The 10321-nt window shown below is 60.0% G+C and carries 14 protein-coding genes; 7 read left to right on the forward strand and 7 right to left on the reverse strand.

Annotated elements, in window-relative coordinates; genetic code table 11:
• Window positions 1-11 precede the first annotated feature (11 nt).
• Window positions 12-968, forward strand: a complete 957-nt coding sequence (locus tag HMPREF2792_RS10440) for an NAD(P)H-quinone oxidoreductase (protein ID WP_070533435.1) — start codon at window positions 12-14, stop codon at window positions 966-968.
• On the opposite strand, the gene HMPREF2792_RS10445 is transcribed toward HMPREF2792_RS10440, so the two are convergent.
• Window positions 965-2176, reverse strand: coding sequence for an aminotransferase class V-fold PLP-dependent enzyme (locus tag HMPREF2792_RS10445; RefSeq protein ID WP_070533437.1), 1212 nt, complete (start codon window positions 2174-2176; stop codon window positions 965-967). The genes HMPREF2792_RS10440 and HMPREF2792_RS10445 overlap by 4 nt on opposite strands.
• A 196-nt stretch (window positions 2177-2372) precedes the next feature.
• Here HMPREF2792_RS10445 and HMPREF2792_RS10450 point away from each other — a divergent pair, with 196 nt between their 5' ends.
• Together HMPREF2792_RS10450 and HMPREF2792_RS10455 are read left to right on the forward strand one after the other, a co-directional pair.
• A complete protein-coding gene (locus HMPREF2792_RS10450; RefSeq protein WP_070533525.1) occupies window positions 2373-3224 on the forward strand; it encodes a galactan export ABC transporter permease subunit Wzm/RfbD in 852 nt (283 codons plus the stop codon).
• A 12-nt stretch (window positions 3225-3236) separates the two neighbouring features.
• Complete coding sequence (locus tag HMPREF2792_RS10455) at window positions 3237-4034, forward strand: galactan export ABC transporter ATP-binding subunit Wzt/RfbE (protein ID WP_070520246.1); 798 nt, start codon at window positions 3237-3239, stop codon at window positions 4032-4034.
• On the opposite strand, the gene HMPREF2792_RS10460 is transcribed toward HMPREF2792_RS10455, so the two are convergent.
• Window positions 4031-4921: a Fic family protein gene (locus tag HMPREF2792_RS10460; RefSeq protein WP_158011599.1), complete on the reverse strand. Its 891-nt coding sequence runs from the start codon at window positions 4919-4921 to the stop codon at window positions 4031-4033. The genes HMPREF2792_RS10455 and HMPREF2792_RS10460 overlap by 4 nt on opposite strands.
• 63 nt (window positions 4922-4984) lie before the next feature.
• Window positions 4985-5590 (reverse strand): GNAT family N-acetyltransferase, encoded by a 606-nt coding sequence (locus HMPREF2792_RS10465; RefSeq protein WP_070533439.1) that lies wholly within the window; start codon window positions 5588-5590, stop codon window positions 4985-4987.
• 186 nt (window positions 5591-5776) lie between these two features.
• Here HMPREF2792_RS10465 and HMPREF2792_RS10470 point away from each other — a divergent pair, with 186 nt between their 5' ends.
• The 3 genes from HMPREF2792_RS10470 to HMPREF2792_RS10480 all read left to right on the forward strand — a co-directional run bounded on the left by HMPREF2792_RS10470 (window position 5777) and on the right by HMPREF2792_RS10480 (window position 7742).
• Window positions 5777-6169, forward strand: coding sequence for a hypothetical protein (locus HMPREF2792_RS10470; RefSeq protein WP_070533441.1), 393 nt, complete (start codon window positions 5777-5779; stop codon window positions 6167-6169).
• 148 nt (window positions 6170-6317) lie between these two features.
• On the forward strand, window positions 6318-6776 hold the full coding sequence (locus HMPREF2792_RS10475) for a hypothetical protein (RefSeq protein WP_070533443.1): 459 nt from the start codon (window positions 6318-6320) through the stop codon (window positions 6774-6776).
• Between the two features lie 60 nt (window positions 6777-6836).
• Complete coding sequence (locus HMPREF2792_RS10480; protein WP_070533445.1) at window positions 6837-7742, forward strand: galactofuranosyltransferase GlfT1; 906 nt, start codon at window positions 6837-6839, stop codon at window positions 7740-7742.
• On the opposite strand, the gene HMPREF2792_RS10485 is transcribed toward HMPREF2792_RS10480, so the two are convergent.
• The 4 genes from HMPREF2792_RS10485 to HMPREF2792_RS10500 are packed head-to-tail and all read right to left on the reverse strand — an operon-like array spanning window position 7739 to window position 9928.
• Entirely contained in the window at window positions 7739-8194 is a 456-nt protein-coding gene (locus tag HMPREF2792_RS10485) for a GtrA family protein (RefSeq protein WP_070520257.1), read from the reverse strand. The genes HMPREF2792_RS10480 and HMPREF2792_RS10485 overlap by 4 nt on opposite strands.
• Before the next feature lie 2 nt (window positions 8195-8196).
• Window positions 8197-8586 (reverse strand): GtrA family protein, encoded by a 390-nt coding sequence (locus HMPREF2792_RS10490; RefSeq protein WP_070520260.1) that lies wholly within the window; start codon window positions 8584-8586, stop codon window positions 8197-8199.
• 32 nt (window positions 8587-8618) lie between these two features.
• The gene (locus tag HMPREF2792_RS10495; RefSeq protein WP_070533529.1) at window positions 8619-9485 is read right to left on the reverse strand and encodes a plasmid pRiA4b ORF-3 family protein; all 867 of its coding nucleotides are present in this window, start codon (window positions 9483-9485) and stop codon (window positions 8619-8621) included.
• 20 nt (window positions 9486-9505) lie between these two features.
• Entirely contained in the window at window positions 9506-9928 is a 423-nt protein-coding gene (locus HMPREF2792_RS10500; protein ID WP_070520265.1) for a hypothetical protein, read from the reverse strand.
• Between the two features lie 36 nt (window positions 9929-9964).
• Between HMPREF2792_RS10500 and HMPREF2792_RS10505 the strand changes: the two genes are divergently transcribed.
• Window positions 9965-10243 carry a hypothetical protein gene (locus HMPREF2792_RS10505; RefSeq protein ID WP_070520269.1) on the forward strand — a complete coding sequence of 93 codons (279 nt, stop codon included), beginning with the start codon at window positions 9965-9967 and terminating at the stop codon, window positions 10241-10243.
• Window positions 10244-10321 lie beyond the last annotated feature (78 nt).

Consider the following 10321-nt stretch of genomic DNA (forward strand, 5'->3'; position numbering starts at 1 on the left):
GGTGGTGTGGCATGAAAGCCATCATTCAGACCAATCTGGAAGACCCACACTCGCTGGAGTTGGGGGAAACCGATAAGCCACAGCTCCAAGACGGCGAAGTCCTCGTTAAAGTCAAAGCCGCCGGCGTAAACCGCGCCGACCTGCTCCAGACCCGCGGGCACTACCCACCGCCGCCGGGCGCTTCGGAGATTATTGGTCTCGAAGTCGCAGGCGAAGTCGTCGACGCAGGCGACACCGACATCGAGGTTGGATCCAAGGTCGGCGCACTGCTGGCCGGCGGCGGCTACGCCGAGTACGTGGCCGTACCCAAGGGCCAGCTGCTACCCATCCCCAGCGGCTATTCCTTTGCCGAGGCCGCATCCGTCATCGAGGTGGCCTGCACCGTGTGGTCGAACATCGCGATGGAGGCGAAACTAAACAAGGGCCAGACCATCCTCATCCACGGCGGCGCGGGCGGCATAGGTACCTTCGCCATCCAGGTGGCGAAACAACTGGGCGCCACCGTCGCGGTGACGGCAGGATCCGCAGAAAAGCTCGAGACGTGTAAGGGGCTCGGCGCGGATATCCTCATCAACTACAACGAGCAGGACTTCGCCGAGGAACTGAAAAACCAGTGCGATGTCATCCTCGACATCATGGGTGCGAAGTACCTCAAGAAGAACCTCATCGCGCTAGCTAAGGGCGGCCACATGGTCACCATTGGCATGCAGGGCGGAACAAAGGCCGAGCTCAACATGGGCATCCTCCTCAACAAGCGCCTGACGCTGCAGGGCACCACGCTGCGCTCCCGCTCGCTGGAGGGCAAGGCCGCCATCGTTGCGGATACCGTTAAGAACGTCTGGCCTTGGCTGGAGGACGGCAGCGTCAAGCACCACCTGCATCGCACGTTTGCGCTTGCCGACGCCTCCGAAGCCCACCAAGCCCTCGACTCCGGCGAGGTCACGGGCAAGCTGGTCCTCGAGGTCTAAGCCAGGGACGCGACCACGCGGGTCAAGTGCTCAACGTCGTGGTACGTGCTAAACGGACTCAACGAGACCGTGACGGCACCGCCGACCTCTTCCACGCCCATCTCCGTGAGCAGCGGGGTGTGCGGGGCGATGGTAGTAACCAAGCCATTGTCGAAGAGCCGGCGGTGGATCACATCCGCCGGAACATCGCGCACGGCGAAGGTGAGGCGTGGGAGGCGATCATCGGAGGCGTCGGCAGCCGCCTCACCCGTCACGCCCAGGATGTGAACGGCCGGCAGCGTGCCCAACAAGCTATAGAGATCCCCCGTGAGATCCTCCATGTAACCCGCGAGGGCTTCCATCGAACGCGTCAGGCGCACGCGGCGCGAACCGCGCTCCCCGCCGGCGAGTTCCGCTAGATGATCCACCAAGGGTCCAACGCCGCCCGCCAAGCCCGCGGAGACCGGGCCAACGACAATCTCATCGAGGCGGCGGAACATCGCGGTATCGCGGAAGACCAGCGCCGCCATCTGCGGGCCACCCAGCGCGCCCACATCCACACCAAGAATGTCTGCCCCAATCGCATCAAAGTCGAGGAGACGGTAGGGGGCGATCGATGAGACGTCGACAAGCGCCCATGCGCGCGAACGCTCATGGACCGCATCAACTATGTCCGAGGCCGACGTGACCGTGCCCAGCAGCTCGTGCGCGGCGGAAAAAGCGACGAATCGCGTCGAGCCATCAACCAGATCGGCGTACTGGAAGGCTGGGAGCTCGCCCGTACCCAAATCCGGCTGCGCCCACCGAATATCAGCGCCCACGTGCTCAAACGCGCGTGTCATCTCCGGCGAATCAAAGCGGGAGAGCACCACCGAAGACTGGCGGCGCAGCAGCGGGCGCAGTGCAACGCCCAAGGACTGGTAAAGCACCGGCAAGGACGGGCCCAGAATGACTCGTTCCGCCGTGGCACCCGTGAGATCCGCCACCGCCCGGCGCGCGGAGGCATACATGTCAGCCGCGTTAAGCTCCCCCGGATCGTTGTGCGCCGAGTGCGCACCTACGGCGTCCTCCAGCGGCTTCACCGTGGCGGACATGCGGAAAGAACGGGCAACGCCAGAGGCCACGCGCTCCGCAATCTGCGGCGCGGCATGCGCGTTCAGGTAGGTCCAACCATCGGACAGACCAGTGTAAAGACCTCGCACGCTGGCGACGTCATACTGTTCCGTCATGCTTCAACCCTTCCTTCCGATGCGGATGAACGCCCCCTACTCTATACGCCCCACCTGAATCTTTCCTAACCCTCGGTTTTCCCAGCTCGCCCGTGTTTTCCCAGGTTACGGGCGTGTGTGTAGGTGTTTGTGGGACGTGCGCGCTAGGGTGAAGGGCGTGCAAGACAAGAAAAACCTGCGTGACGACGTCGCCCGCATGACCTCCGCGCCTGCACCCGGCGAGGAGCCGGCCTCGCGTTCCATGACCATGTCGGCGGCCTTCGCCGATCTCCTGCAAGGCGCTCGCCAGCGCGAGCTGTGGTTCAAGCTGGGCATCCAAGACATTAAACAGCGCTACCGCCGCTCGGTGCTGGGTCCGTTCTGGATCACCATCGCAACCGGTGTCATGGCCGCGGCGCTTGGCCTGCTGTACTCCATGCTCTTCCAGATCCCCGTGGCGGAGTTCCTGCCCCACGTGACCGTGGGCCTGATTATGTGGAACTTCATTTCGGGCGCCATCAAAGAAGGCTCGACGGTCTTCATCGACAACGAGGGCCTAATCAAACAGCTGCCCGCGCCACTGTCGGTGCACGTCTACCGCTTGGTCTGGCGGCAAACCCTTTTCTTGGGTCACAACCTCATCATCTGGCTGCTGCTCATTCTTATCTTCCCGCGCCACTTGGGCTGGGAGTTCTTCCTGTTCATCCCTGCGCTAGGACTCTTCCTGGTTAACGGGGTGTGGGTTGCCATGTTCTTCGGCATCATCGCCACCCGCTTCCGTGACGTTGCCCCGCTGCTGGAGGCTCTAACCCAGCTGCTCTTCTACGTCACGCCGATCGTGTGGATGACCAACACCCTGAAGGATCAGGGTGGTGCCGTGGCCAGCCGCGCACGCATCGCTGAGATCAACCCGCTGTATCACTACATGGAGATCATCCGCGCCCCCATGATTGGCGAGCCCGTCGCCGGTTATCACTGGCTCATCGTCATCGCCTGCACCGTCGCCGGCCTGCTCATCGCCGGCCTGGCCATGCGCCAGTGGCGCTTCCGCGTCTCCTACTGGGTCTAGAAAGGATCGTCCATGGTTTCCATTGATACGTATAACGCTTGCGTGGACTTTCCCATCTTTGATGCCAAGTCCCGCTCTCTCAAGAAGGCGATGCTCTCCACGGCCGGTGGCTCCATTGGCAAGAATGACCAGAACGTGGTCATGGTGGAAGCGCTCAAGGACATCAACCTCCACCTGCGTGAGGGCGATCGCGTCGGCCTCGTTGGCCACAACGGCGCGGGCAAAACAACCTTGCTGCGCCTGCTCTCCGGTATCTACGAGCCCACCCGCGGCGCCGCCAACGTGCGCGGGCGCGTGGCTCCCGTCTTTGACCTCGGCGTGGGCATGGACCCGGAGGTTTCCGGCTACGACAACATCATCATTCGCGGCCTCTTCTTGGGCCAGACCATCAAGCAGATGAAGGCCAAGATGGATGAGATTGCGGAATTCTCTGAGCTGGGTGATTACCTCTCCATGCCGTTGCGCACCTATTCCACCGGTATGCGCGTGCGCCTAGCACTGGGCGTGGTGACCTCCATTGAGCCGGAGATCCTGCTTCTCGACGAAGGCATCGGCGCCGTCGACGCCGCCTTCATGGCCAAGGCCCGCGTCCGTCTTCAGGACCTGGTGAAGCGCTCCGGCATCCTGGTCTTTGCCTCCCACTCCAACGACTTCCTGGCGCAGCTGTGTGATACCGCCCTGTGGATCGACCACGGCCAGATTCGCTCGGTGGGCGAGGTCTCCGAGGTCGTCGGCGAGTACGAAGGCCCTGAGGTGGGCCAGTACGTGCGGGATTTGCGCAAGCGCTTCGACAACGAGGAGAACGCCTAGCCACGGCCTTTGTTGTCACTGCCATACTGCGCATCAATCATCCACGTTCCGCGCTGCCGGAAGGCCGGGATGGTACCCCGCGCCGCCTTATTGGCTGCCGCGGAACCAGAAACGCCATTAGCCTTTGCCCATTCCGATAGGCGAATCACCTTCGGCGCGGTCATGAGCGTTATGCGCTTGTGTAGGGACTCGATGAGTTGCCGCGCGATGAGCGTGCTCAGCGCAGAGAAGTCCCCACTAACTGGGTAGCCACGGTACACAGGGTAATAGTGGCGCTCTTTTCCCTTGTTCGGAATGATGATGGGCGGTGCCCCTAGCTCCAAGAGCTGTTGATTGATAATGACGCGCCCGATGCGCCCATTGCCGTCTGAAAAAGGATGAATGGTTTCAAATTCCGCATGAAACCGCGCGATTCGGTCAACAAAGAAACTAGTGTCCTCGTAGTATTCGGCAATGGCTGTGTCCACCAGCCTGTCCACGTATTCAGGGTTGGCTCCCATATGAGCGCCCACGCGAACCCACTCCCCCCTTCGACGAAAGCGCCCCGCCCAGTCGTCATTGATGCCGCGAAGCAACATGCCATGCAGTCGCAGAATGAGGTTTGCATCGAGCTTACCGACGCCCCGAATAAGTTCCTCAGTCACGTCCGCCAGGTTTTTAGCCTCAAAAACTTCCCGCAAATCATGCGGCCCAGCAGTAAACCCTGACAGGATGTTCTCGGTGTCTTCCAAGGTCAGCGTGGAATTCTCAATGGCGTTCGAGTTATACACTGACTCCGCCACTTCTGCGCGTGCAATCTCCGCGACGGCCTCGGGGGCGTCCTCCCGCAACGCCGCATACTGATCAAGAAGAGCGTCAATTTTTGAGATGGTCCGCGCGTTAAGCATGCCAATATTGTACAAGTATCCGTGAAAACGAGTCGATACTCTCCTATTTTCACGAATGATTCGTCATACTGCGAAGTTTGCTCCCAAAAGCTCGCGCAGTTCCTCACTCATCCCGGCCACAATCACTTCCGGCCCCGGCTGGTAATCTTCTTTGCTCAGCACGGCCTTATTGCCTTCGATGGTGTACCCCAGCTTGCGTGATACAGCCTGGGACGCCTCATTGCCCGGCTCCCATTCGGAGCGCAACGTGCGCGCACCCAAGTAATCAAAACAAAAGACCGCAGCGGCGTGGCGAACCTGCGTACCTATCCCGCGGCCCTGAAGGCGGTGGTAGATCCACGAGCCAGTTTCGACCTCATGGTTATCGGGAAAACTCTTCGCCCGCAGATCCACAGAACCAATGACTTCACCATCAAGGTGCACACCGAAGTCCAGCGACCATTCTTCCGGGGACATCTGCGCACGGTGCGCCCACCGGAAACTCGGATCAGGCTTCTGCTTCAACCACGGAAACGTGTAATCCGGTAGCGGCTCACCAAAAATCTCGGCGGCAGTGACACCATGAATCGCAGCGATGTCGTTATCACGCAGCACCCGCAGGGTCAGGTCACCCACGTGGATGGAAACTCGAAAGGGAGCCCACATTTCTTCAACGCTTCGTACGGTCATAAGGTCACTCTACTGTGTGCGGAACTCGTCAATGGGCCCATGCGCTGGAAGAATGCATACCCCTGTATGGGTGAATCACGATAGATACTTTTTCTATTTGCTCTTTTTCTTAGTTCCTTTCAAGCTAAAATTGTCGCGAGCCTGAATCACAGGCACCGTTCTCTCTTAACTCTAAGGAGCCCTATCATGAAGCGTTTCGCTGCTGGCGTTGTTGCCGCCGCTACCGCACTGTCCCTGTCCACTGGTGTTGCCTCTGCTGCAACTAACTCCGATGACGTCCAGGTAGCCACGGGAGTTCTTGACCTTCTCGGCGCCGCTGCTGCCAATGGTGTTTCTGATCCGCATGAGGGTTCCTCAGACATCAGCTCTAAGGCTCAAGGTGGAGAATGGTCGACCAACTCCTCCAAGGACTGGTTCAAATTCTACGGCTCTTCCTACGACAACGATCTCAAGCAGGGCTACGCTGCTGGCACCACCGCTGACATCCTCTGGGGCGTTGGCATCGCCGCTGCCGTCCTCGGCGCTGCTTACACTGCAGTTCAGAACGGCCTCATCCCGGGCGTTTCCCTTCCGTTCTAATCTGAACGCATCAAGCTTTTAGCTTTGAAGTTCTAGCTCCAGTCCTTTGAGGGCTGGAGCTTTTCCATATCGCATACTTTTTAGCCTTCACTTCTTTATCATTTTCTTTACTTTCGCTACCTCTACCTTTCTTCCAAGGAGTACCTCCATGAAGCGTTTCACCGCCGCTGCCGTTGCCGCCGCCACTGCACTGTCCCTGTCCATCGCCCCGGCTACTGCTGCTGAGAAGGGTTCTTCTGAGGTCTCCGAGGCTGAGGTCTTTGGCTACATCCTGAAGCAAGGGGCTAAGGAACTCGTCGGCGGTGACGGCTTCGCCTCCTCCGTGGATTACGGCATTGAGAAGGGCGCTGAAGCTATCAGCAGCAAAGGCAGCAGCGAGGGCAGCAGCACTCCTGAGGAAATCAAAGAAGGACTTGAGACTGCCGGCTCCGCCAAGGACGTGGCCATGTCTTCCCTGAAGAATGACACCGCCAAGGAATACCCGGTGGGCACCACCGCTGAGATCCTCGTTGGCACCTCCATCGCCGCGATTGTGCTGGGCCTCATTGCTGGTGTTGTCAATGCTGTGAACTCCGGTCTCATCAAGATTCCGGGCTTCAACGCCTAAACCTCGGCCACCTCCATGTCACGCACCTGAGCGCCACATGCGGGTGGCACAATAGAACCCATGACTGCCACCCTGTCCCAGGCCGGAACAACGGCCGCTGTGATCGTCACCCACCAGCGCGTGGAGCTGCTACGCGCCTCCCTTGAGCAGGTGGTGAACCAGACGCACCCGGTGCAATGGGTCATCGTGGTGGATAACGGTGCGGAAGCAGCAGTGAAGGAGCTCCTCCACGAACTGGCCGGTGAGCGCGGCGTCTACGTGCCTTCCGAGACCAACCTTGGCGGCGCAGGCGGCTTCGCGCTGGGCTTCCTTACGGCATTGGCCCTCGGGGCAGATGCGGTGTGGTGCGCGGATGATGACGGACGCCCCGCCGACCACCACGTGCTAGAGGAGCTCTACCGGGTTGCGGAAAACAACGCACTCCACGAAGTCTCCCCCGCCGTGTGCAACATCAACGAGCCCGCCAAGCTGGCCTTCCCTCTGCGCCAGGGCCTGGTGTGGCGGCGCTACATGAACGAGCTGGAGGGTGACTTCCTCCCCGGCATTGCCTCCCTCTTCAACGGCGCGCTCATCTCCGCAGAAGCCATGGAGATCATCGGTGTTCCGGACTACCGCCTGTTCATCCGCGGCGATGAGGTGGAGTATCACCGCCGCCTGGTCAACTCGGGCCTAAACTTCGGCACCGCGCTGACCACGAGCTACCTGCACCCGGATGGCTCCGATGAGTTCAAGCCCATCCTCGGCGGCAAAATGCACACGCAATACCCGGAAGGCGAGTTCAAGCGCTTCTTTACCTACCGTAACCGCGGCTACCTTCTGTGGCAGCGCGGCATGCGCAAGCTGCTGCCGCAAGAATTCGCGCGGTTTGGCTGGTTCTTCATCGTGCAGCAGCATGACGTGAAGGGCTTTATGGAGTGGCTGCGCCTGCACAACCGCGGACGCAAGGAAGACTTCCGCCGGCCCTAAACCTCAAAGGACTTTCGCGTGCTGCGGAAGATCACCCACCGCTGCACAAAGAAGTTGATAAGCGTTGCCGTGCCCTGGGCAATCACGAAAGCGACCGCCAGCGCCCAGGACGAAGGCCAGTCCAGCGTGTGATCAAAGAAGGGGAAAGCCCAGCGATACAGCACAATGTTGATCGCATAGGTCATGGCGTAGGTGGCAAACACGGCAGCAAAGCGGCGCTTCGATGCCCGCGCGTTGAAGGTCCACCGCCGGTTCAATAAATAAGCCACGAAGGTGCCGGCGGCAAAGCCTACGGTCCGCGAGGCCACATCGCCGAATACCCCTAAGCCAATTTGAAAGAGCCAGGTCAGGGAGACGTCGATAAGCGCGGCAATGGCTCCCGTGATCGCGAACTTCGCGCCCTGCGCCTGCAGGGAATTCGACCGTGAGAGGCGTTCGGCGCGACCGGGCATGGCTACTTTCCTTTGAAGATGAAGGCGCGCTGAATGGCGAAGTTGGTCACCGTGGCAACGCCTTGTGCGATGACGAAGGCGATGGTGTCCTTGACCGCGCCTTCAAAGCCCAAGCTGATCAGCGGGGCGTTGAGCACCCAATACAGGAAATTCTGTACTGCAAAGGTGGACAGGTACAGCAAGCCCACGGCACCGGCGGTGCGGCCGGAAACCTGGGCACCAAAAGTCCACCGGGCATTGGCCACATAGGCGGCGATGGTGCCGAAGACCCAGCCAATCGCCTTCGCCAGGGAGCGATGCAGACCCAAATAAGTAAGGAAGAGGGTCAGGCCATAATCAATCGCGGCGGTGAAAACACCGACGGACACGAAGCGCACGAGTTGGGTCTTCATGCTAGAGGTAGGTTCAGTCACGGCGAAATACTCTACCCGCGGATAAGGGCGCGGTAAATGTCCAGGCGGTCCACGGGCGCGACGGCATCTTCGCCATAGGCGCCGAGGGATGACAAAACCTTAAGCGACGCCGAGCACAGCTCCCGAATCGCCGAACCACGTAATTCCTCACCGTCATCATCGACCCAACCCAGCGCCGCCATGGCGGTCTCTACGACGGAATCAGTCAACTCGCGCCCGCCCATGCAGGACAGTGCCAGAGCCATGGACCAGAAAGCATCCTTGCCCTCATTCGTCACCTCGCGCGGCAAGGTGCGCAGCTGGCGGAACGCCTGAGCATCAATGCTTACCTCACGCTTCAGATCCAGTGCTTGGAGGAGCGGAACGAAGTCGTAGAGACGGGTTCTCTCAATCAGCGCGCGGACGGGACTAATAACAAGATCCAACACCTCATCGATGGTTTCCTGGCCCGTGAGCTCCGCATTCACGGCGGTGAGATCAAAGGGGGTCTGGAAAGAACCGGAACCGCCCACGCACAGGGCCTCCGGCGTCCCGCTATCGCGCGGGTAGGTCTCCACCACAACGATTTCGAAGTCCCACAGCCCCCAGGCGTAATCAACCTGCTCGCCTTCGCGGCTCAAGAATTCGCGCACGGTGTGGCTCGGATCGATGCGCTGGCCGCGGGCATCTGTGTGCTCAAAGAAGTGCCACGGTGAATCCTCTTGCGGCAGCCCGAAGCAGATTTCAAGAATGTGGTGGAGCTCTTCCAACGTGAGCGCGTCAGAGAAACCGATCTGGCGGTGAACCTCTGCTTCTGCGCGAACATTGGATACCTGGCACAGGAGGGTTTCACCACGATTGGCGCGGACCTGCGCCAAATCTGTGACCTGTGAGCTCATGTGCCCCACCATACGCATTTTTAGTTACGCGCGGTGAGCTCGCGTGCTTCAAGCTCGCTAAGGATGAGGACGATGGCAGCACTAATTCCGCCCCATACCGTCCAGGGTTTTGCCGCCCCACGGCGGCGAATAAACCGGACCACGCTTTGCTCAGTCTTCACGGTGATCCATCCACCCAGCACAAGAATGGCGAAAGCAACTGGGATGGCCCACACGGGAACGTCGGGGGTCTCCGGCTCCGGGCGGTCCTCATGGCTCTCTGCATTAGTGATAGCCACGAGCGCGCCGAATCCGAGGAAGGACAGCACATAGGCGAAAACGAGCGCAGTCTTATTCTTGATCCAGTCAGGGAACGCGGTCATGATGCCCACGGCCGCAGCCTGGGTGATGCGTCCGGCAAGGGTGTCATCCAGCGCATAATTGTCTTGCTTGGGAGAAGTCATACCGCCCCACTTTAGGCGGGCGGTAGGCTACCGTGCATGTACTCCTCCAAAAAAGAGCACCTCACCCCGGCCCAGCGAGCAGCGCAAGATGAGCGCGCCGAGGAAGACAAGCGCCACGGCCACTATCTGGCCACCGAACACACCTCGCTGCCGCTCAATGGTTTCATGACGCGGCTCATCGCCGAGGAACTCCCCATCCTCGATTCCGTCTCAAGGGCAAGAGTCTACGAGATCCTCCGTGAGTATGACGGCCCGGAGATTACCTCCCAGGAAGAGCTGCCGGAAGAGATCCGCGAGATCATGGATCTGTACTAATTCCGAACTAAAACCACATGACCGGACAGTACAAATGTTCCGTTTACTTGGCTTTTGTACCTAATCTCACGTTTTCAC

The sequence above is a fragment of the Corynebacterium sp. HMSC068H04 genome (assembly GCF_001811255.1).
Classification (GTDB): domain Bacteria; phylum Actinomycetota; class Actinomycetes; order Mycobacteriales; family Mycobacteriaceae; genus Corynebacterium; species Corynebacterium hesseae.

Excerpts from the sequence above, each read along its gene's own strand:
- HMPREF2792_RS10455 (WP_070520246.1), top strand. The coding sequence starts at position 3,237 with ATGGTTTCCATTGATACGTATAACGCTTGCGTGGACTTTCCCATCTTT.
- HMPREF2792_RS10505 (WP_070520269.1), top strand. The coding sequence starts at position 9,965 with ATGTACTCCTCCAAAAAAGAGCACCTCACCCCGGCCCAGCGAGCAGCG.
- HMPREF2792_RS10490 (WP_070520260.1), bottom strand. The coding sequence starts at position 8,586 with ATGAAGACCCAACTCGTGCGCTTCGTGTCCGTCGGTGTTTTCACCGCC.
- HMPREF2792_RS10465 (WP_070533439.1), bottom strand. The coding sequence starts at position 5,590 with ATGACCGTACGAAGCGTTGAAGAAATGTGGGCTCCCTTTCGAGTTTCC.
- HMPREF2792_RS10445 (WP_070533437.1), bottom strand. The coding sequence starts at position 2,176 with ATGACGGAACAGTATGACGTCGCCAGCGTGCGAGGTCTTTACACTGGT.
- HMPREF2792_RS10495 (WP_070533529.1), bottom strand. The coding sequence starts at position 9,485 with ATGAGCTCACAGGTCACAGATTTGGCGCAGGTCCGCGCCAATCGTGGT.
- HMPREF2792_RS10450 (WP_070533525.1), top strand. The coding sequence starts at position 2,373 with ATGACCTCCGCGCCTGCACCCGGCGAGGAGCCGGCCTCGCGTTCCATG.
- HMPREF2792_RS10460 (WP_158011599.1), bottom strand. The coding sequence starts at position 4,921 with ATGCTTAACGCGCGGACCATCTCAAAAATTGACGCTCTTCTTGATCAG.
- HMPREF2792_RS10480 (WP_070533445.1), top strand. The coding sequence starts at position 6,837 with ATGACTGCCACCCTGTCCCAGGCCGGAACAACGGCCGCTGTGATCGTC.
- HMPREF2792_RS10500 (WP_070520265.1), bottom strand. The coding sequence starts at position 9,928 with ATGACTTCTCCCAAGCAAGACAATTATGCGCTGGATGACACCCTTGCC.
- HMPREF2792_RS10470 (WP_070533441.1), top strand. The coding sequence starts at position 5,777 with ATGAAGCGTTTCGCTGCTGGCGTTGTTGCCGCCGCTACCGCACTGTCC.
- HMPREF2792_RS10475 (WP_070533443.1), top strand. The coding sequence starts at position 6,318 with ATGAAGCGTTTCACCGCCGCTGCCGTTGCCGCCGCCACTGCACTGTCC.
- HMPREF2792_RS10485 (WP_070520257.1), bottom strand. The coding sequence starts at position 8,194 with ATGCCCGGTCGCGCCGAACGCCTCTCACGGTCGAATTCCCTGCAGGCG.
- HMPREF2792_RS10440 (WP_070533435.1), top strand. The coding sequence starts at position 12 with ATGAAAGCCATCATTCAGACCAATCTGGAAGACCCACACTCGCTGGAG.